General features: G+C 57.3%; 18 protein-coding genes. 4 read left to right on the top strand and 14 right to left on the bottom strand.

From position 1 onward, the window contains the following. Positions 1–270: 270 nt before the first annotated feature. Entirely contained in the window at positions 271–2,445 is a 2,175-nt protein-coding gene (locus tag CLM58_RS04645) for a DUF3131 domain-containing protein (RefSeq protein WP_158221851.1), read from the top strand. 84 nt (positions 2,446–2,529) lie between these two features. On the opposite strand, the gene CLM58_RS04640 is transcribed toward CLM58_RS04645, so the two are convergent. Continuing rightward, positions 2,530–3,195, bottom strand: coding sequence for a hypothetical protein (locus tag CLM58_RS04640; protein ID WP_095594703.1), 666 nt, complete (start codon positions 3,193–3,195; stop codon positions 2,530–2,532). Between the two features lie 442 nt (positions 3,196–3,637). On the opposite strand from CLM58_RS04640, the gene CLM58_RS04635 reads away from it, so the two are divergent. Together CLM58_RS04635 and CLM58_RS04630 are read left to right on the top strand one after the other, a co-directional pair. Beyond that, positions 3,638–5,092 carry a hypothetical protein gene (locus CLM58_RS04635; protein WP_095594702.1) on the top strand — a complete coding sequence of 485 codons (1,455 nt, stop codon included), beginning with the start codon at positions 3,638–3,640 and terminating at the stop codon, positions 5,090–5,092. A gap of 286 nt (positions 5,093–5,378) precedes the next feature. Continuing rightward, positions 5,379–6,698: an MFS transporter gene (locus tag CLM58_RS04630; protein WP_095594701.1), complete on the top strand. Its 1,320-nt coding sequence runs from the start codon at positions 5,379–5,381 to the stop codon at positions 6,696–6,698. Between the two features lie 39 nt (positions 6,699–6,737). Here CLM58_RS04630 and CLM58_RS04625 read toward each other — a convergent pair whose 3' ends face one another. From CLM58_RS04625 to CLM58_RS04585, 10 genes are all read right to left on the bottom strand, one after another. Beyond that, on the bottom strand, positions 6,738–7,118 hold the full coding sequence (locus tag CLM58_RS04625) for a carboxymuconolactone decarboxylase family protein (protein WP_095594700.1): 381 nt from the start codon (positions 7,116–7,118) through the stop codon (positions 6,738–6,740). Continuing rightward, the gene (locus tag CLM58_RS04620) at positions 7,115–7,582 is read right to left on the bottom strand and encodes an aldehyde dehydrogenase family protein (RefSeq protein ID WP_198950950.1); all 468 of its coding nucleotides are present in this window, start codon (positions 7,580–7,582) and stop codon (positions 7,115–7,117) included. The genes CLM58_RS04625 and CLM58_RS04620 overlap by 4 nt, the downstream gene beginning before the upstream one ends. 174 nt (positions 7,583–7,756) lie before the next feature. Then, positions 7,757–8,722 (bottom strand): ABC transporter ATP-binding protein, encoded by a 966-nt coding sequence (locus CLM58_RS04615; RefSeq protein WP_095594698.1) that lies wholly within the window; start codon positions 8,720–8,722, stop codon positions 7,757–7,759. Continuing rightward, positions 8,719–9,693: an ABC transporter ATP-binding protein gene (locus CLM58_RS04610; RefSeq protein WP_095594697.1), complete on the bottom strand. Its 975-nt coding sequence runs from the start codon at positions 9,691–9,693 to the stop codon at positions 8,719–8,721. The genes CLM58_RS04615 and CLM58_RS04610 overlap by 4 nt, the downstream gene beginning before the upstream one ends. Beyond that, positions 9,690–10,640 (bottom strand): ABC transporter permease, encoded by a 951-nt coding sequence (locus tag CLM58_RS04605; protein ID WP_095594696.1) that lies wholly within the window; start codon positions 10,638–10,640, stop codon positions 9,690–9,692. The genes CLM58_RS04610 and CLM58_RS04605 overlap by 4 nt, the downstream gene beginning before the upstream one ends. Then, a complete protein-coding gene (locus CLM58_RS04600; RefSeq protein WP_095594695.1) occupies positions 10,640–11,623 on the bottom strand; it encodes an ABC transporter permease in 984 nt (327 codons plus the stop codon). Before CLM58_RS04600 ends, CLM58_RS04605 begins: the two co-directional genes overlap by 1 nt. Positions 11,624–11,784: 161 nt before the next feature. Then, entirely contained in the window at positions 11,785–11,910 is a 126-nt protein-coding gene (locus tag CLM58_RS17405; protein WP_269843633.1) for a hypothetical protein, read from the bottom strand. Between the two features lie 60 nt (positions 11,911–11,970). Then, complete coding sequence (locus CLM58_RS04595; protein WP_198950949.1) at positions 11,971–13,551, bottom strand: ABC transporter substrate-binding protein; 1,581 nt, start codon at positions 13,549–13,551, stop codon at positions 11,971–11,973. Between the two features lie 270 nt (positions 13,552–13,821). After that, complete coding sequence (ppk2, locus tag CLM58_RS04590) at positions 13,822–14,730, bottom strand: polyphosphate kinase 2 (RefSeq protein ID WP_095594693.1); 909 nt, start codon at positions 14,728–14,730, stop codon at positions 13,822–13,824. Between the two features lie 57 nt (positions 14,731–14,787). Continuing rightward, entirely contained in the window at positions 14,788–15,249 is a 462-nt protein-coding gene (locus tag CLM58_RS04585) for an Lrp/AsnC family transcriptional regulator (RefSeq protein WP_095594692.1), read from the bottom strand. A gap of 132 nt (positions 15,250–15,381) precedes the next feature. Here CLM58_RS04585 and ald point away from each other — a divergent pair, with 132 nt between their 5' ends. Beyond that, a complete protein-coding gene (gene ald / locus CLM58_RS04580; RefSeq protein ID WP_095594691.1) occupies positions 15,382–16,503 on the top strand; it encodes an alanine dehydrogenase in 1,122 nt (373 codons plus the stop codon). A 36-nt stretch (positions 16,504–16,539) separates the two neighbouring features. On the opposite strand, the gene mscL is transcribed toward ald, so the two are convergent. The 3 genes from mscL to pheT all read right to left on the bottom strand — a co-directional run bounded on the left by mscL (position 16,540) and on the right by pheT (position 19,955). Further along, a complete protein-coding gene (gene mscL / locus CLM58_RS04575; RefSeq protein WP_095594840.1) occupies positions 16,540–16,980 on the bottom strand; it encodes a large conductance mechanosensitive channel protein MscL in 441 nt (146 codons plus the stop codon). 114 nt (positions 16,981–17,094) lie between these two features. After that, entirely contained in the window at positions 17,095–17,544 is a 450-nt protein-coding gene (locus CLM58_RS04570) for a YtoQ family protein (RefSeq protein ID WP_095594690.1), read from the bottom strand. Positions 17,545–17,555: 11 nt separating this feature from the next. After that, a complete protein-coding gene (pheT, locus tag CLM58_RS04565) occupies positions 17,556–19,955 on the bottom strand; it encodes a phenylalanine--tRNA ligase subunit beta (RefSeq protein ID WP_095594689.1) in 2,400 nt (799 codons plus the stop codon). Position 19,956 lies beyond the last annotated feature (1 nt).

Genomic DNA, 19,956 nt, shown 5'->3' with positions numbered 1-19,956 from the left:
TCACGCCGTGCAGTTATCCAAGGTGTTATAGGCTCAACACTTGCGCTACCGGCGGGGCGGGCGACCGCGCAGCAAGCGCAGACTTGGATCGTGCAGATTGATGTCGATCACAGCGCCCTGTCAGCGGCAGACATGATCGAGGCCGTCGGCGCTTTCACAGAACGGCATGTGCCGGTTCTACTTGCCTTGGACCCCGCACTGTCAGCGGAACAGGTGCAAGCGATCTCTGAGCTTGTATCGGCGAACAAGGGGCTTCTTGAATGCGCGACAGTGCTGACCAAAGACCCGGGGGAACGGCGATATTTTCAAACAAGAGCGGCGTCAGAGTTACGTCGCTCACTTTCTGAAAGAGGCTGGCCGACAGAATTGCCTTTGCGCTGTTGTGACGTGCGGAATGATCCGGCCAGCGTCGATCCCTTTGCGTTCCGTGATGCTGGATTTCGTATCCTGATTTCTCTGCAGGACGATGAAGAACAAACCGCCCCTGTCTTCAATGCTCAGGATGGTGGATTGCTGGACATCCGTGGAGGGATCCGAATTCGGGCGGAGGACGCGCCAAGTGCAATCTTCGCCCGCGCTCACTCGTCAGCCAGTGTCTTCAGATTTTCCCTCTTCGACCTCTACACGAAGTCCAAGCAGAAAGAATGGGCAACCGCCTTGTCGGACGCGTTCTGGCAAGGGCGTGCCTTTGTGACTCTCCCATCTGACTATCTCCTTCAACACGGGCGAGGGATCACCAGCCGTCTGGGCCTTATTCTGGAGACCCCCGATGCAAAGAATCCAACTGCTCCGATCAAAGAGATTATGAACCAGTTCAGCGCGCGGGGTTGGTCGCTTAGCCTTGTGGATCCCGGCCTTGCAGGTCGAACAAACAACGACTACTGGGATTGCGATCCGCGCGAGCAAGCAGAACCCAGCCTATCTAAATTTCAGTGTCGATCGTCCGCCGAAGATGCGATTTCCGAGATCGGTGATCGTGTCGCACTTCTGAATCCAGATACTGAAGGTGGCTGGACCGGTCTGCGCGCCGACGGAGTTTTTCAGATCACCACAGAGTTTTGGCCACAAGGCGGGCTTACCGATGTCCTCCGCGTGGATCCGTTTTCAGACCGCTCCCTAGTCTTGCGCTCAGATGACATTCGAACGCCAATTCAACGTCGTAAAGTGTTGGCAGATCTCGACGCCTATTCCTCACTCAATCGAACCGGTGTTCTTTCAGTGGAAAGGTTGGCGACCGAGCTTCTGACACCGCCGCCTGCATTGGATCGGGTCTGGTCCCATCGGGAAAGGATGGCTCTGGATCCTCCTAGAGCGCAGACGCTGGATTCAGAAGCCAGAGCGTCGCTGTTGGATGATGCCCGCATCGCATGGAACTTTATCCTGACTCACTCTGACCCGCGAACAGGTCTGTGCCCTGGCACCGTAGACCTTGCTCCAGGAGGATCGAGGGATGACAGCATAACTATGTGGGATGTCGCGAGCCAGATACTGGGCACCCTCGGGGCCGGGTCAAGCGGCCTCATCGATCAGGCAGAGGTGACAGATCGAATAGAGGGCATCCTTTCCAATCTTCCAGTGACATCCTTGGGTGGACACAAACTTCCTCCCAGCTTCTTTCATGCCTCTAGCCTGAGGGCCCAAGAGTTGGGCTTCGATTCCTGCGATACTGGGCGGTTCTTGAACGCCTTGTCGGTCGCCGTAGATACCGGCGCCATCAGCAGGGATGCTGCCGAGGAATGCATCAATCAGTGGGATCTTTCGGCAGCTGTCCAAGATGGGCGGCTTTATAACTTCGGAAGCGGTCGCTTCCATGACGTTACCAACTCTCACTGCAATGCCTACGTGCGGCGAGGGTATCAGCGTTGGGGTTTTGAAGTAGAGCGCGCATTGCCGCCAATACCTGATGACCCCAGCACCGACGATCTAATGGCGCTAGTATTCGCGGCCGGTGACATCGGGGCCTATGGCACAGAACCGATGCTTCTAGATATTCTGGAAACCGGCGCGGATCCCGCCATTCAATATCTGGCCGAGCTTCTTTTCGACGCCCAGCTGTCGTGGTTTGAAGACACTGGTGAATTCAAATGCGTTTCCGAGAGCCCCCTGAATTTTGCGCCTTGGTTCATTTACAACGGTCTTCGCGTAGATCGAGCTGCGGAAGACGCGTGGACGCTCCTGACCTTGGCCAAAGATCGGACGTATCAGACAGAAGACTTCAAACGCAAAGCAGAAGTGCTTAGCACAAAGTCGGCTTACTTGTGGGAAGCCCTGTTTCCACACCCGTACTCAACGAAACTTCGGGAACTCATGCAGGAAAAGGCACGCATTCAAGAACAAGGCTTCTCGGCTGGATTGTTTGCGCGCGACCTCTCTCCGATGGAGAATTATTCGGACCTGAATACCAACGGCATCATATTATCCGCAGTCGCGAGAATGCTTGAATAGAGGGCGAGCGAAGCTCCGAGCAGCACGCCCTCGGGTACCCGTTTCAATCGGCAACACGTTTGTTACCTAGTGGAAAAGCGGACGTTAGTTCAGCGATGCCAGCTTAGCCGGCCTTTTAGGTGCAAACGGAATTTCATAACCAGCAAGGGTTCTGACATACCTGTAGATCGGTGTGCCGTACGGATCGACGATTTTCCGGCTGCCGCCTGACTTGATGAATTTGCGCAGCCCGCCAGTCCCAAGCAGATGCGTGGCACCCAGCATTCCGCTTGGTGTAAGAACCACATCGCCCGTACGCGTCCACGCATAGCGATGAAGACCTTCGGACTCGATGTAGTGCCACATCAGTTTGACCCAATTCCGGGCGGCTTTGTCTTGAACTCTTGGGTTGTTGAGGAAGTCGTTCACCGATCGGATACCGTCCTTGCCTGTGAACCCACCGCCGAAGTTGTTGTCGGATATATTTCTATCCCGACGAACGTATCCAAGATCAATCAGCGCAGCTTCGCCAAACTGATAGGCCCCGAGGAAATTCAGGGTATTCACAGCGCGGTAGTTCCCACGCGATTCCATGTGGCGAAGTTCAGCCAAGAAGGCATCATACGGCTTCGGCTCGGACGCAGCCAACACGACGACTTCACGATCCCCGAACTGAGCCCAAGACGTTGCCTTGTCCTGAGCCTGGGCCGAAACAAAACTTGACAGCAAAGCAGCCGAGATGGCCGCTGCGCGGCGTACAATATTCAACATAGTGTCCCTCGCTTTAATCTCGATTCAGTTATCAGAAACATTCGAACTGCTATCGGACGCGCACCAATCACTGCGCAATCGGAAAACCCTGTGAGGGACATTATGCAGCGGAAATCGGGCAAATCTGCGTCGGCCGGTAGGTGATTTCCCGCCGATGGCGCCTCTCCACTGCTGTCGTTCCCTTTCAAAGGCGCCCAACAAAACCCATCTTCCCCAAGAAAACACCGCTCGGCTTTGAGACGCGCAAATTTGTCGGCACCTACTTGGCCAAAGGCGCTTATGGCCCGTGGCGAAATCAGCAACACCGCCCTCGCATATTGCCCCCTTTCAAGCAACTTGGTCGCTGTATTTGCCCGCTCTTGCGTTGATCCAAATCATGGTGACGCAGCCAAAGCAGCGTAAAAGTTACACCTTAAGAACAAGATTATTCAGGAGGGTTCCCATGAAAAGTTTACGGCCACTTGTCCTTTGTTCGTTTGCTTTAGGCATCGCCAACATTGCCGAAGCGGGCTCCAACGTCACGGGCACCGTGAGCGAGTTCAGCAGTTGGTTTGGGGTCAGCGAGCAATGCATTCGCACCAGCCCGATGCCCGGCGCGACCTATACTGACGAGGATATTGCGCAGGAAGAAGCGCTGTGTGCGATGGACCTCTATAGCATGGACATTGGGATCTGCCCAAAGATCTGGTCCACCAGCCCTTCGGTCGTCTTGTACGATCTCGTGGGGAGCAAATTGGAAGGCGAGCGACGTAAGTTTCAGGAAGATATCTGCGCGGGCGGAAAAGCTGCCCGCTACGTCGCCACCCGTGAACTCGCCCGTCTCAAGTTCACTATGAACCAACCGGGGACAAGCGCTGCTTATGCGCCTGCGCCGATCCTCTACTATCATCTGTCTCGCTACCTGAACATGAACGTCGAAGTGGCACCTGCTGTCTGGCGTTCGATGGACCAGCAGGTACTGCTTGGAGAAGTCGCTCTAGGCGGGGCGCATTTCACCGCTGGCAGTTTGCGAACCCAAAAGGTCAATGCTGCCTGGCAAGCCATCGTAGACGCAATTCGCGATCCAGAGAGCTACTCGAAGGAAGGAGGCTACGGAACTGCCGCGGATATTCTGTTAGAGGACGGTTTGCGCGCGTATGGCACCCTTCTCCATGCCCAAGGCAGCGGCTTTGATGAAGAAGTGAATGGCATTGAAGACGACGGTCTCGGAGATGTCGAGGAAATGCGGCATTTCATGCTGACACCAGGCTATATCACACTGATGATTGATGCCCCATTGGACGAGGCCGCGAAGATCGGGATAGAGCGCGCCGTGCCGCCTGCCTTTGAAACAATGCCAGACGGTCTATCGACTGCCCAAGTAGCCTATTGGGCGAGAGAATTGGCTGAAACGACGCTGCTTGATTTCATCCTCTCTCAAAAGGACCGGCCCGGTAACATCGACCGTAGCGACTATTACGCATGGGTTTCCGAAGGTGCCGTTCAGTGGGCGAAGGAGGACAATCACGAGCCAGGTGACGGGGCAGTTCCGGAAGATGCGATGCCGGTATCGCGCCTTGCCCTGAATGACAACGATGCCGCCGTGAAAGTGGAATACCAGAATGATGCATTCATGACTGGTATGCTTGCCCGGGTTCGCCACTTCGACGCAGATACCTACCGCAGTTTGCATGCTTTGGCGGCTGACTTGACGAATGATGGACCGACTTGGAACTGGTTAAGGGAGAGTTCCGGGGTCAGCTGGGCAGAAGCCGATAGAATTAGAGAGAACGTCGGTTTCGCTGCTGAAACACTCGCCCAGAGTTGTGAGCTTGGTGTTCTGCGCTTCGACCTTGATCCGGACGCGCTTCTTTTAAACAAAGAGATCAGTTCTCAAGAGGTTGCGTGTCGGCCATAGGTTCTGCACCGATTTACTAAGGATCAAACAAATAGATCGCGGACCATTGGTCCGCGATCTGTATGCCCCTCCGGCGATTATTCGAGTCTACGCAGGAACGGCGCTTTGGTGCCACCCGTCGCGGACATAAACACGACAGGCATCGCCTATCAGCTAACGTCATTGAACCAACTGTATTCACATCTGGACGGCCCAAAACTCTTTTTACAGAGGCTCAGTCGATCGGTCGCCGAGTGGTTCACGTCGTGAAGACTATCTTGAACGGTCTGCTATTATTGAGATCACCATGCTCGAAGTCCTATTTGACCGTACTTATCGACATCTTTTCCTAGCCCAAGTCTTCGCCCTTTTGGGAACAGGGCTTGCGACCGTGGCGCTTGGACTGCTCGCCTATGACCTTGCGCAAGATGGTGCCGCCATGGTCCTTGGTACCGTCTTCACCATCAAGATGGTTGCCTATGTTGGCATCGCCCCGATCGCCGGAGCTTTTGCCGACCGTATCAATCGGCGCGCTCTGCTGGTGACCCTTGATCTGGTCCGCGCGGGCGCTGCTTTCTGCCTTCCGTTCGTCGCCGAGGTTTGGCAGGTCTATGTTCTGATCTTCTTGCTGCAATCGGCTTCTGCCGCATTCACCCCGACGTTTCAGGCCACTATCCCCGATGTCCTGCCCGACGAAGCAAAGTATACCCGCGCCTTGTCCCTGTCGCGGCTTGCTTATGATCTTGAGAACATCGTCTCGCCAACACTCGCCGCCCTGCTTTTGGCGGTCATGAGCTTCAATATGCTCTTCTTCGGGACCGTAATCGGCTTTGCCGCTTCGGCACTTTTGGTGGTCTCGGTCCTCTTGCCAAGTCCGAAGGCCACCGAACGACGCGGCATATATGACCGCACAACGCGGGGGATCCGCATTTACCTTGCAACACCGCGCCTGCGGGGCCTTCTGGCCTTGAACCTTACCGCCGCAAGCGCGGGGGCAATGGTTCTGGTAAACTCTGTCGTTCTGGTGCGCGGCCAACTTGGGCTAGGCGAAACTGCGCTGGCATGGGCCATGTTCGCGTTCGGAGCTGGAAGCATGGTCGCGGCGCTGGCCCTGCCACGTTTGCTGGATCGCCTGCCCGACCGGCCTGTAATGCTGACGGGTGGATGGGTCATGATCGGATCACTGGTTGCAATGGTGGGCGTCAAACTGGGCGCAGGCCTTTCTTGGCCCAGCCTCTTGGCTTTCTGGCTGGTCATCGGTCTTGGCTATGCAGCCGTTCTGACGCCGTCGGGCCGCTTGCTTCGACGCTCTGCTCATCCCGAGGACCGCCCAGCTGTTTTCGCGGCGCAGTTTGCTCTTTCACATGTCTGCTGGCTGATTACCTACCCGCTGTCGGGATGGCTTATGACAACGTTTGGCACGGCGCCGACTGCTTTATCCTTGGCAGGTCTTGGGTTGATCGGAGTTGTCTTTGCAATGCGCATGTGGCCATCAGGAACGTCTGACACCGTGGAGCACACCCACGAAAACCTCCCACTGGATCATCCCCATCTGAATGGAGAGAGGCACCACTCTCACACGTTGGTCATCGACGATGCGCATCCGCGATGGGGCTCGAAATTCTGATCTCATCCAAGGACGGAATTACGCATCGGGCTAAAGGCGCTAGCCTTCCTCCAAAACCTTGCGTGCAGCGCGAAAGCATTCAAGGGCCTGCGGAACACCGCAGTAGATTCCGATCACATGGATGATCGCCCGGATTTCTTCGGGGGTGACGCCGTTGTTAATGGCCCCTCGGCAGTGAAGCTCCCATTCATGCATCTTGCCCAAGGCACCGATCATCGAAAGATTCATCATAGAGCGAGTCTTGGCGTCGATCACCTCGTCCCCCCAGCCAAAGCCCCAGCACCAAGCTGTCATCGCCTCTTGGAATGGGCGGGTGAAATCATCTGCAGCGGCCAAATTTTTCTCTACATATTCAGCCCCAAGGGTGGATTTCCGCTGTTCCAGTCCTTTCAGGAAAAGGTCTTCGTCAAAAGTGCTCATGGCTGGCCTCCCAGTTTGATGGCGATGTTCTTGGTCTGGACGTAGTTCCACAATGCCTCGCGCCCCTTTTCACGACCGTATCCGGACTTCCCGTAGCCGCCGAACGGGGTTTCGACCTCGCCTGCGAACCACTCATTCACAAATATCTGGCCAGCGCGCAATTGGCGAGCGGCCCCTGTTGAATAATCCAGATTGCGGGTAAAAACACCCGCCACCAGACCGTAGTCGGTAGCGTTGGCGATCTGTATCGCCTGTGCATTGTAGCGGAAGGGCACGACCGAAAGGACTGGGCCAAAGACCTCTTCCTTGGCGATGGCCATGTCAGAGGTGACCTCAAGAACCGTAGGCTCCATGAACGCGCCCTGACGATTGGGCTTGCGGCCCCCAGTGATCACCTGCGCGCCTTCGGATACGGCAGCGGCGACCATGCCAAGTACCCGGTCGCGTTGGCTGTCAGAAACCATGCTGCCCATAGTCGGGCCAAATTCCGGGCTTTCGATTCAGGGCTGAACGATCAGGCTTTGCGCATCCCTTTTACGGTTGCGTGAATTGGAGTTCGGCCCCTTGCCGAGAGGGGCCTGAAGGCAGAAGGTCGGCCTATCCTAAGGCCCGCATAGAACTCGCCCTGGGCGCCATCCTTAACGCGCCAGGTGGCAGGCAACCCGCCCTTTTCCCAAAGCTTTCATTTCGGGGCGTTCTTGGCGGCAAATGTCTTCGGCGATCGGGCATCGCGGATGGAAGGCACACCCCGATGGCGGATCAATAGGATCGGGGATTTCCCCCTGAGGCGGCGGCACTTCGCGGCCGAAGCCATCCATTCGCGGCGCGGCATCCAAAAGCATTTGCGTGTAGGGGTGCTTGGGCGCGTCAAAAAGGGACTGCGGATCTGCTTCTTCCACAAGACGACCCAGATAAAGCACGCCAATCCGATCAGCCATGTGACGCACAACTGTCAGGTCGTGCGTGATCAGAAGATAGGTCAGCCCCAACTCTTCTTTCAGGTCGCTCATCAGGTTCAGAACCTGCGCCTGAACCGAAACGTCTAGGGCCGAGGTCGGCTCGTCGCAGACGATCAGCCGGGGTTCGGACGCCAAGGCGCGCGCGATACAAATCCGTTGGCGCTGACCGCCCGAAAACTCGTGCGGGAACTTGCCCGCGTCCGAGGGGTGAAGACCCACTTGTTCCAACAGCCGTTCTGCCAGACCTTCGGTCTCTCCGCCTTTAGAGGCTACGGGTTCTGCAATGATATCGCGGACCCGCCATCTTGGATTGAGAGAGGCATAAGGATCCTGAAAGATCATCTGGATGTGTGACCGCACCTTGGCAACCTTGGCGGCGTCTGCTTCGGTGGCAAGGTTGACGCCATCGACCTGCACGTCCCCTTCGGACGGGTCCAAAAGCCCGACCAACATCCGCCCAATGGTCGATTTACCGGACCCGCTTTCACCGACAAGGGCATAGGTGGTCCGTTCTTCGATTTGGAAATCCACGTTGGATACGGCGGTCAGCAAGGCCTTGCCACGACGTTCGAGAATACGGTTCAACCAAGGTTTTGAGACGTCAAACACCCGGGTCAGCGCTTTGATGGTGACATAGGCGTTCATTCAACCGCCTCCGCAAGCAGTGGCGACCAGCACGCCGCGCGGCCTTCGGCCATCGGCGGCAGCGGGTCGTGACTGCATCTTTTTTGAACTTTGGGACATCTGGGATGAAAGGCACAGCCATTGGGCATGTGCTGAAGGCGCGGCATTGCGCCGGGGATTTGGTGCAACCGTTTTTGCCCCTCGGATGCCAGCGGGGTCGAGGCCATAAGCCCATGCGTGTAGGGGTGTCGCGGTTGTGTCAAAACATCCCGGACATTGCCAAGTTCCGCCAAACGGCCAGCATACATCACGGCGACACGATCGGCGGCCTCGGCAATCACGCCCATATCGTGGGTGATCAGCATGACCGCGGTTCCACGCTCTCGGCACAGCCGCTTCAAAAGCGAGATGATCTGCGCCTGAACCGACACATCCAGCGCGGTTGTCGGCTCGTCAGCGATGACAAGGCTAGGTTCGGCACATAGCGCAAGGGCAATGACCACCCGCTGCCGCATACCGCCGGAGAACTCATGCGGATAACTGTCGATCCGTTCTGCAGCACCTGGAATCCCCACTTCTTCCAAAGCGGCAACGGCGCGCTCGGCGGCCTCTTTCCGGGAAATGGGAAGATGGGTCAGCATCGTCTCTGCCAACTGATCACCGACGGTCAGCAATGGGTTCAGCGATGTCAGAGGGTCCTGAAAGATCATCCCGATCTCTTTGCCGCGCAGCTTGCGCATCTCCTCGCCCTTCAGCGGGTCGATGCGCACGCCATTCAGCCAGATCTCACCACCCGAGATATGGGCCGGTGCGTTCAGCAGCCCAATCACGGCATTACCGGCCATCGACTTGCCTGCGCCGCTTTCACCGACGACACCCAGAATCTCGCCTTCGGAAATGTCGTAGCTCACGCCATCGACAGGCTTCACGATCCCTTGGCGGGTTGGAATTTCGACCGAAAGGTTGCGGATGGAAAGGACAGGAGTGGTCAACGGAGCCTCGGATTCAGCGCGTCACGAAGCCAGTCGCCCAACAAATTGACGCTTAGGGCCAACGCCAGAAGGGTGCAGGCCGGGAAGAACAGGATCCACCATTCGCCCGAGAACAGGAAGCCCTGCCCGATCCGAATAAGCGTTCCCAAAGACGGTTGGGTCGGCGGGGCGCCCACACCAAGGAAAGACAGGGTAGCCTCGGCGATAATCGCAAGTGCCAAAGAGATCGTCGCGATCACCAGCACCGGCGACAGCGCATTTGGCAAAATGTGCTTGATCATGATGGCCCAAGGGCTGCGACCGATCAGACGCGCGGCAGCGACGTAGTCTTTACTTTTCTCAACCAGTGTCGCGCCACGCACGACGCGGGCGAATTGCACCCAGTCAGACAAACCGATGGCAAGGATCAGAACCCAGATTGCCATCTGGTCCCGGTATTCGACCGGGGTGAAGCCCTTGGCGATACCAAAGATCAGCATCGCCACAAGGATAGACGGGAAGGTCAGCTGAACGTCGGCAAAGCGCATGATGATCGTTTCGGCCCATCCCCCGAAATAGCCCGCAATCAGGCCCAGAATAATGCCCAGGACCATCGCGAACAGAACGGCAGATACCCCGACAAACAACGAAATCCGCATCCCGTAGAGGATGGTGGAAAACACATCGCGGCCCTGATCATCCGTGCCCATCAGGAAGGTTTCCTGCGTAAAGGCATTGGGCTCCATCGGGGCGGTGAAGCCGTTCATCAGGTTCAGGCTTGCCGGATCAAACGGGTTGGTCGGCGCGATCAGCGGAGCAAATACCGCGGACAGGACAAGGATGCACACGACGGTGAAGGACACCAGCGCGATCGGAGAGCGTTTGAACGCATAGAAGAAGTCGCTTTCGCGAAAGCGTTCCCAACGGCTTTTGTCCTTGGCGCGCGTGGTCATTTGGGCGTCAGACATCAATGCCCTCCTTTCCGGTCAACCCGAAGCCGGGGGTCAATGAAGACATAAAGGATATCAACGATCAGGTTGATGCCGACAAACATGACGGAAATCAGCATCAGGTAGGCAGCCATCACCGGGATGTCGACAAACTGGATCGCGTTGATGAACAGCAGGCCAACGCCGGGCCACTGGAACACGGTCTCGGTAATGATGGCAAAAGCAATGATCGACCCAAGTTGAAGACCGATCACGGTAACCACCGGGACCATCGTGTTTTTCAACGCATGGCGGAAGTTCACCACCCGATCCCGCAGACCGCGGGCGCGGGCAAACCGGATATAGTCCTGTCGCAGCACTTCCAGCATCTCGGACCTGACAAGGCGCATGATCAGCGTCATCTGGTACAGGCCAAGGGTAATGGCAGGCAGGATCAGTGCCTTGATCCCGCTTTGGGTCAGAAACCCGGTAGTCCACCAGTCGCCTATGCTGACAGTTTCCCCCCTACCGAATGAGGGGAGCCAGCCAAGCTCGACCGAGAACAGATAGATCAACAAGATCCCGATTAAGAAGGTTGGCAGGGACACCCCGACCAAAGAGGCCGCCATGATCGTATGTGCCGCAAAGCCGTTTCGTCGGATCGCGGTGAAGACCCCAAGCGCGATACCCGCAATGATCGCAAGCAAACCTGAGACTGCGGCAAGCTCCAGCGTGGCGGGTGCGCGCTCCATAAGGATCTCGGCTACGGGGCGACCCTGACGATAGCTGACGCCAAAATTACCCTGCACCGCGCCTTCCAAGAATTTGAAGTACTGAACCGGGAAAGGCTGATCGAGGCCCAGCTGCGTCCGCAGACGCTCTACATCTTCGATCGTGCGCTCTTGTCCCAGCATGTTGTCGATCGGATCGCCAACAAAGCGGAACATCGAAAAGGCAACCAAACCCACGATCAGCAGAACGAGGATAGATTGCCCAACGCGCCGGATAATAAAGGCAAGCATACTGTTCGTGGCCCTCCCGCGACCTCGGGAAGAGGTCAGTGAACCTCCCCGGGGTAGTCCGAGGAGCATCCTGCTAAAAGATCAGTTAATGCCCCCCCTGCGCAAGATGAAAAAGGTCTGGGGACGTCGCGTCAACCCAATGTCGCTGAGCGCACCCCAAGTCAAAGCTTGGGCGAACATCGGCAAAAGCAGGTCCACGTGCGGACCGGAATGACCTCTCGATTGCCACGGCCCAACTTGTTCAGCTTTCGTGCCGGACGGGCTTCGGCCTTTAGGAATTCGCGCATGAAAAAGGCGCCCGAAAGCATCGGACGCCTTGTTGGTCACAAGCCTTACGGCCGATTGTCTTAGTTGACAGTCGCGTGCTTGATCATCGGCTGGTTTTCCGGATCAACTTCGATCCCGACGTTGTCACCCATGGCCCAGTTCAGGACTTGGTGATGGATCGGGATGTACAGCTGCTCGTCCTGCACAACACGCCAAATGTCGGCGATGTCTGCATTACGCTGTTCCAGATTGGTGTTCGACGCCAGCGATTTGATCTTTGCATCAAGCTCGTCATTGTCGAAGCCAGTACCGTTCCAGGTACCGATGCTGTCTTCACGACCGTGGACAAGGAAGTTGAAGATATATTCCGAGTCATACGTCGGAACGCCCCAACCCAGCATGTAGAAGTCGGTCTTGCCTTCGGTGATCTTCGGGAAGTGCTGCGCTTTCGGAATTGCATCCAGGTTCACAGTGATACCGATCTGACCCAGCATACCGACAGCCGCCTGACAGATGCCCTCATCGTTGATGTAGCGGTCATTCGGGCAGTCCAGACGGATCGAGAATCCGTCGCCATAGCCTGCTTCGGCCATCAGAGCCTTGGCTGCTGCAAGGTCGGTCTTGCTTTCGCCGTCCATCGCTGCGGTCCAGCCGTTCACGAACGGAGGCGCAATCATGCCAGCAGGCTGCGACTGGCCGCGCATGACGACCTGTTTGATCGCATCACGGTTGATGGCCATCGACATCGCACGGCGTACGCGGACGTCAGCCAGCGGGTTCTTCCCGTCGACATTGTCGGCTTCAAGATCATCCGCGCCTTGGTTCATACCGAAGAAGATAACCCGGTTCTGCGGAGCGGTTTTGACCACAAGGCCATCCGCCGAAGAGACACGCTCAAGGTCTTGCACCGGCACGTCCTGCAGGAAGTTGATTTCGCCCGACAGAAGCGCGGCAACGCGGGTTGCAGCGTTTTGGATCGGAGTATGAACGATGTCCGAATAGGCCATCGGGAACTGATCACGGCCCCAATAGTCATCGTTGCGAACCATCACGGTTTTTACGTCCGGCTCGCGGCTGACCAGCTTGTAAGCACCCGTGCCGTTGACGTTCGTCGTGGCATAGGTGATCTCGCCGCCCTCAAAGTCCTGAACTTTGACGGTGTTGTTTTCTTCGGTCCAGTCCTTGTCCATGATGAACAGGTCGGTCAGGTTCGCCGGCAGGATCGGGTTCGGGCCATCGGTGACCATCTCGACGGTGTAGTCATCCACAGCGCGGACTTCGACGACCGAGTTGATCAGCTCTTTCATGTCCGAGGTCGGGGTTTTCGCACGGTTGTAGCTGAACACCACGTCTTCGGCAGTGAAGTCATTGCCGTTGTGGAACTTGACGCCTTGGCGAAGATTGAAGACCCAAACATTCGGGTCATCGGCCTTCGGGCCCCAGTCAGTGGCCAGCGACGGTTCAAACGCACCGGTTACGTCGCGAATGATCAGCGCGTCGTACATCTGGTGGCGAATCGTATGAGTCTGGCCTTCGTTCTGCGAATGCGGGTCCAGTGTCAGCGCGTCACCGGCACTTGCCCATCGCAGGGTTTCTGCGCTTGCTGGCAAGGCAAGCATAGCGACTGTCGTCGCAAGAATAGCTCTCGTTGCGGTTCTCATGATTTCTCCCATGTCGGTTGTTTTTATTGTTGATGAGACACAGTGTTCGACAAAGTTCTTTAAAAAACAAGGTTTAGGAAATGTTGCGAGAGGAATTGTACGCAACGTCAACTAAAGCTTTAGAACAAAACATAGCGCCTTGAGGCCCAAGCCGTCGCTTGGAACCAAGGCAATTTCCCAAGTAAATAAGGCCTCTTTCGCGCAAACCGAGTGCCCACAAAACGTCAGCGCGGCGCGCCCAGTTCTTTATGTTCCTGCCCCGCGCTTAGGTCAGTAGATTTTGGGAACATAAAGCTTATCCGGCAGGACCTTACGCTCGTAGTCCGGGTTATAGCGGCGTTCGGGCAGCGTTACCTTTTCATGCGGGATGTCGGTGTAGGGGATCTGGGACAAGAGATGCTCGATACAGTTCAGGCGCTCTCGCTTCTTGTCGTTGCCTTCGACGATGTACCATGGCGCTTCAGGGATATTGGTGCGGGCGAACATGTCCTCTTTGGCCTTGGTGTATTCCTCCCACCGGACACGGCTTTCCAAGTCCATCGGTGACAGTTTCCACTGCTTCATCGGGTCATGGATGCGCATAAGGAATCGCAGCTGCTGTTCCTCATCGCTGATCGAAAACCAGTATTTCAGTAGGATGATTCCCGACCGAACCAACATGCGTTCAAATTCCGGAACGTCCTGAAAGAACTGCTCGACCTGTTCTTCGTCGGCAAAGCCCATGACGCGTTCAACCCCGGCGCGGTTGTACCAGGAACGGTCGAACAGAACGATCTCTCCGCCCGCAGGCAGGTGCGGGACATAGCGCTGAAAGTACCACTGGCTTTGTTCACGACGAGACGGCGCAGGCAAGGCCACCACTCGAGCAACCCGGGGATTAAGGCGTTGCGTGATCCGTTTGATCACACCGCCCTTCCCGGCGCTGTCGCGGCCCTCCATAATCACCAGAACCTTGGCGTTGGTGTGTTCAACCCAATCCTGAAGTTTGATCAGCTCGCCCTGCAGGCGCAGAAGGTTGGTGAAATATGTGCGGCGGTCCAGCATGTCAGGATGCTTGGCGCGATAGATCTTGCGAATCTCCTGCGACAGCATCGGATCGCTCATCTCTAGCTCGAAGTCCTCGTCCAGAGTGTCTTCAAGCTCTGCCTCTAGCCAGTCCTTTTCACCGTCTGCCATCATCTTGTTTTTCCTTCTGTGCACCGTGGGGCGATATCAAGCCTGATTGAAGGTTTCATGTCAGACCGGCAGCGCTGTTGTTTTGAAGACCGTCCGTAAGGCAAAGCTGGACTGCATCTGGGCCACCCCCGGCAGGCGTGCAAGCGATCGGCGGTGGATCTGGGCAAAGTCATCACCATCCCGCGCCACGACCTTCAGCAGATAATCGAACTTCCCGGCCATCAGATGGCATTCCAGGACATCCGGAATGCGGGCAACTTCCCGCTCAAACGCGTCCAGCAATTCGTCAGCCTGCCCCGAAAGGGTGATCTCGACAAAGACGGTTGTCGGCCGACCGACCTTTCGCGAGTCCACCAGCGCGACATAGTCACGAATAAAGCCTTCATCCTCTAGCCGCTTAACCCGCCTGTGGCAGGCCGAGGGCGACAGGTTCACCCGCTCGGACAAATCAGCGTTGGACAAGCGGCCCTCGCGCTGAAGTGCGGTCAGGATTCGAAGGTCTGTATCGTCGAGAGAGAACATGAACGATTTTCTTTTTCAGTTTTACGAATTCATCGAAGATTATTCGAATTTTATACTAACTCAAACAAGAAATAGGCAAACAATTCATCGAAACCTCCGCCAAACTGGGACTACGGCGAAGAGGAGGACCCCATGAAAATCGGATGCCCGAAAGAGATCAAACCACAAGAGTTTCGCGTCGGGCTTACCCCGAACGCAGCGCGCGAGGCCATCGCCCATGGTCATCAGGTTATCGTGGAAACCGGCGCCGGTGACGGCTCGGGCTTTAGCAACGACGACTATCTGGCGGCGGGTGCCAAGATCATCGAAACCGCGGCAGAGGTCTTTGCACAGGCCGACATGATCGTGAAGGTCAAAGAACCCCAAGCCAGCGAGCGCAAGATGCTGCGCGAGGGTCAGGTTCTGTTCACCTATCTTCACCTCGCCCCGGACCCCGATCAGACCCACGACCTTCTTGCCTCGGGCTGTACCGCCATCGCCTATGAAACCGTTACCGATGCCAAAGGCGGGCTTCCTCTGCTCGCACCCATGTCCGAGGTCGCAGGCCGTCTTGCCCCGCAGGTTGGCGCTTGGACCCTGCAAAAGGCCAATGGAGGTCGCGGCGTTCTAATGGGTGGCGTTCCGGGCGTTGGCCCTGCCAAGGTCGTCGTGATCGGTGGTGGTGTTGTCGGCACCCACGCAGCCCGTATCGCTGCGGGAATGGGCGCAGATGTTACCGTTCTGGATCGGTCGCTGCCGCGCCTTCGGTATCTGGATGACACCTTCGGGCATGTCTTCAAAAACCGCTATTCGACAGCGGGTGCCACTGCAGAACTGATTGCCGATGCTGACATGGTTGTGGGCGCTGTTCTGATCCCGGGGGCCGCAGCACCCAAACTGATCAGCCGCGCGCAACTGGCGGATATGAAGCCCGGCGCAGCGCTTGTAGACGTCGCGATCGACCAAGGCGGATGCTTTGAGACCTCTCGCGCCACCACACACGCCGATCCGATCTTCGAGGTCGATGGCATCATGCACTATTGTGTGGCCAACATGCCTGGCGCCGTTGCCCGGACTTCGACCATCGCGCTTGGCAACGCCACGCTGCCCTACATGCTGGATATTGCCGATAAAGGCTGGCGCAAAGCTTGTCTGGAAGACCCGCATCTGCGGAACGGGCTGAATATCCATGCGGGCAAACTGACTTATGAAGCGGTCAGCCAGTCGCTTGGCATTGATTTCCTCCCTGCCGACCAAGTGGTATTGGCGGCATGAAAGTTCGGGCGGCCCGTTTGGGCCGCCCGTTCTGCATCAGGCTTTCTGAGCAGCCAATAGATCGCGGATCTCGATCAGAAGCTCTTCCTGCGACGGCCCCTTGGGTGCCTCTTCTGCGGGTGCTTCTTCTTCCTTCTTCGCAGACGCCTCTTTCACTTTATTGACGTAGCGCACAAGCATGAACACGACGAATGCAACCATCAGGAAGTTGATCACGGCCGTCAGGAACGCGCCGTAAGCAAAGACCGCTGCGCCGCCTTCTCGCGCTGCTTCGACCGAGGCGTATTCACCCTCGCCACTCAGCAGAACGAACATGTTGTTGAAGTCGATACCGCCGACAATCAGGCCGATGATCGGGTTCAGCAGGTCGCCGACCATAGACTTTACGATGGCGGTAAAGGCCGCCCCGACGATGATACCAACGGCCATGTCCATGACATTGCCTTTGGCGATGAAATCCTTGAATTCCTTAAGCATGATGCCTTCCCTTATCCTGGCCGCGCCACTTTGACGCGCGCTGGACGGCATCTTTGCCCCTTTTTTGGTCTTACGTTAAGGGAAATTATAACCGGGTTTTCCCCGGACGTAAGGTCAACCTGGCAATACGCTGGTCAGAACATAGCGCAGGATCTGTGCGACCTGCTCTGGCGTTTCGGTAACCGCCAAGGCAGCGGCGTCGACTTCTTTCAACGCGTGCTGGTGTTCTGCCTGATGCATCACGATCAGGGATTTCCCAAGCGCTGCGGCATAGCCCGCGTCAAACGCCGCGTTCCATTGCTTGTACTTTTCACCAAACCTGACGACGACCACATCGGCATCTTCGATGCCTTTGCGTGTACGAATGGCATTTACCTTCGCTCCTTTGTGGTCGTGCCAGAACTTGTTGTCTTCTGCGCCCAGAATAGCGACACCGCAGTCATCAGAAGCCCCGTGATCCGTGACCGGTGCGTCAAACTTGACGTCCAGACCGTCACAGGCTGCGATCAAGTCTTCACGCCAGCTGGTGTGAATCTCGCCCGACAGATAAACCTTCAGTGTCATAAGCTACCCCCTTACCCGCGCAGCGTCGCGCCGGTGGCTTTGGTGACTTTCTCGACAATCTTGGCGCTGACCGCTTCGATGTCTTTTTCCTTCAGCGTATTTTCGGTCGGCTGCAGGCGCACGGTGATGGCAAGGGATTTCTTACCTTCCCCAAGCGAGCCGCCGATGAATTCGTCGAACACGCGGACCTCTTCGATCAGCGCCTTGTCAGCACCGGCTGCGGCGTTGACCAGTTTCAGGGCCTCGACATCGGCATCCACGACAAAGGCAAAGTCACGCTCGACTGCCTGCAGGTCACGGATTTCCAGTGCCGGACGGGTCGCCGACTTTGCTTTCGGGAACGGGATGTTCGCCAGATGGATCGCAAAGGCAACGGCAGGGCCTTTGACGTCCATTTCCTGCAGCGCCTTCGGGTGCAGCTCGCCAAAGCCCGCTAGTACCTTCTTCGGACCAAGACATATCTTGCCCGAGCGGCCCGGGTGCCACCAGTCATTCAAGCCACGAAGGATCTGCGCCTTCGCCGGCGCACCGATGGCGGCCAGAACGGCCTCTGCATCAGCTTTCGCATCATAGACGTCCACCGGGCGACGCGCGCCATGCACGTCTTTGGGGCCGGTGTGGCCGATCAGGACGCCGGTGATCATCAGCTCTTGCTCGTCAGGTTCACCGCCGTGCCAGACAGGACCAACCTCGCACAATGCCAGATCCATGAAGCCACGCGCCTGATTGCGGGCAGCCGCCTGCAGCAGACCGGGCAGCAGCGACGGGCGCATGTGGCTCATATCGGCAGAGATCGGGTTGGCCAGCATGGTTGCATCAGTGCCACCGCCGAAGAACGCCGCGCTCTTCTGGTCGATAAAGCTGTAGGTGACGCATTCGTTGTAGCCAAGCGAAGCCGCCGTGCGCCGCGCAATGCTTTCGCGTTTCTGCATCGGGGTCAGAACTGGTTTCGGCACACCAACCTCGGCGCGCGGCATGGGCTTGCCTTCCAGCTTGGTCAGGGAGGCGATCCGCGCGACCTCTTCCACCAGATCGGCCTCGCCCATCACGTCAGGGCGCCAAGTCGGCACGTTGGCCATGTCGCCATCCAGCGTGAAGCCAAGCGCCTCTAGCGTTGCGCGCTGCGTTTCGGGGGCGATGTCCATACCCACCAGCGACTGAACGCGGTCGGTGTCCAGCTTGTAGGCACGGGACACATCCGGCACCTCGCCAGCAACCACAACCTCGGACGGCTCACCACCGCAGAGGTCGATGATCATCTGCGTCGCATCATCCAGCGCCTGCATGTTGTAAGCCGGGTCGATACCGCGTTCATTCCGATACCGCGCGTCAGAGTTAATCTTCAGGCCACGACCCGTATAGGCAATCTGCACGCGGTCCCAGACAGCGGCTTCAAGGAAGACATTCACGGTCTCTTCGGTACAGCCCGTCGGCAGGCCACCCATGATGCCACCCACGCTTTCCACGCCCGTGTCGTCCGAGATCACGACCATACCTTCGGCAAAGGTGTAATCTTTCTCGTCCAGACCCACCATCGTTTCACCACCCTTGGTGCGGTGCACGCGCAGGTCACCCTGCACCTTGTCCGCGTCAAAGACGTGCAGCGGACGGTTGCGGTCATAGGTGAAGTAGTTCGTCACATCGACCAGCTTTGAGATCGGGCGCAGCCCAATCGCGGTCAGCTTGTCCTGCAGCCACTGCGGGGACGGGCCGTTCTTGACGCCTTTGATCAGACGACCGGCGAAGACTTCGCAGCCATCGGTCTGTGCGTCCTCATCAATGGTGATGTTGATCGGGCTCGGATACGTGCCTTCGATCTTCTCAACGGCCAGCGGTTTCAGCTTACCCAGACCCCGCGCCGCAAGGTCGCGCGCAACGCCATGTACGCCAAGCGCGTCGGGGCGGTTCGGGGTGATCGCAATCTCGATCACCGGATCGACCTTGGCCGGATCATTCTCGGCCAGCCAGTCTGCAAAGCTTTGACCGACCTCGCCCGAGGGCAGCTCGATGATACCAGTGTGTTCGTCAGACAGCTCCAGCTCACGCTCGGAGGCCATCATGCCGAAGCTTTCGACGCCGCGGATTTTGCCCACGTTGATGGTGATATCCAGACCGGGGATATAGCTGCCCGGCTTGGCCAGAACCACGGTGATACCTTCACGCGCGTTTGGGGCACCACAGACAATCTGGGTCTCGCCCTCATCCGAGAGAACCTTGCAGACGCGCAGCTTGTCGGCGTCGGGGTGTTTCTCGGCGTGGGTCACCTTGGCGATGGTGAAATCGCGCAGCTTCTCGGCCGGGTTCACGACCTCTTCGACCTCTAGCCCCATGTCGGACAGGGCAAAGGTGATCTCGTCGAGGGTGGCCTCGGTTTCCAGATGTTCTTTCAGCCAGGAGAGGGTGAATTTCATG

This window comes from Actibacterium pelagium (genome assembly GCF_002285415.1).
Taxonomy (GTDB): domain Bacteria; phylum Pseudomonadota; class Alphaproteobacteria; order Rhodobacterales; family Rhodobacteraceae; genus Actibacterium_B; species Actibacterium_B pelagium.
This window is presented reverse-complemented; position numbering and strand designations above follow the sequence as displayed.

What these genes read in the sequence shown, in the direction of transcription:
- CLM58_RS04640 (WP_095594703.1), bottom strand. Translation starts at nt 3,195, where the DNA reads ATGTTGAATATTGTACGCCGCGCAGCGGCCATCTCGGCTGCTTTGCTG.
- CLM58_RS04635 (WP_095594702.1), top strand. Translation starts at nt 3,638, where the DNA reads ATGAAAAGTTTACGGCCACTTGTCCTTTGTTCGTTTGCTTTAGGCATC.
- CLM58_RS04630 (WP_095594701.1), top strand. Translation starts at nt 5,379, where the DNA reads ATGCTCGAAGTCCTATTTGACCGTACTTATCGACATCTTTTCCTAGCC.
- CLM58_RS04625 (WP_095594700.1), bottom strand. Translation starts at nt 7,118, where the DNA reads ATGAGCACTTTTGACGAAGACCTTTTCCTGAAAGGACTGGAACAGCGG.
- CLM58_RS04620 (WP_198950950.1), bottom strand. Translation starts at nt 7,582, where the DNA reads ATGGTTTCTGACAGCCAACGCGACCGGGTACTTGGCATGGTCGCCGCT.
- CLM58_RS04615 (WP_095594698.1), bottom strand. Translation starts at nt 8,722, where the DNA reads ATGAACGCCTATGTCACCATCAAAGCGCTGACCCGGGTGTTTGACGTC.
- CLM58_RS04605 (WP_095594696.1), bottom strand. Translation starts at nt 10,640, where the DNA reads ATGTCTGACGCCCAAATGACCACGCGCGCCAAGGACAAAAGCCGTTGG.
- CLM58_RS04600 (WP_095594695.1), bottom strand. Translation starts at nt 11,623, where the DNA reads ATGCTTGCCTTTATTATCCGGCGCGTTGGGCAATCTATCCTCGTTCTG.
- CLM58_RS17405 (WP_269843633.1), bottom strand. Translation starts at nt 11,910, where the DNA reads ATGCGCGAATTCCTAAAGGCCGAAGCCCGTCCGGCACGAAAGCTGAAC.
- CLM58_RS04595 (WP_198950949.1), bottom strand. Translation starts at nt 13,551, where the DNA reads ATGAGAACCGCAACGAGAGCTATTCTTGCGACGACAGTCGCTATGCTT.
- ppk2 (WP_095594693.1), bottom strand. Translation starts at nt 14,730, where the DNA reads ATGATGGCAGACGGTGAAAAGGACTGGCTAGAGGCAGAGCTTGAAGAC.
- CLM58_RS04585 (WP_095594692.1), bottom strand. Translation starts at nt 15,249, where the DNA reads ATGTTCTCTCTCGACGATACAGACCTTCGAATCCTGACCGCACTTCAG.
- ald (WP_095594691.1), top strand. Translation starts at nt 15,382, where the DNA reads ATGAAAATCGGATGCCCGAAAGAGATCAAACCACAAGAGTTTCGCGTC.
- mscL (WP_095594840.1), bottom strand. Translation starts at nt 16,980, where the DNA reads ATGCTTAAGGAATTCAAGGATTTCATCGCCAAAGGCAATGTCATGGAC.
- CLM58_RS04570 (WP_095594690.1), bottom strand. Translation starts at nt 17,544, where the DNA reads ATGACACTGAAGGTTTATCTGTCGGGCGAGATTCACACCAGCTGGCGT.
- pheT (WP_095594689.1), bottom strand. Translation starts at nt 19,955, where the DNA reads ATGAAATTCACCCTCTCCTGGCTGAAAGAACATCTGGAAACCGAGGCC.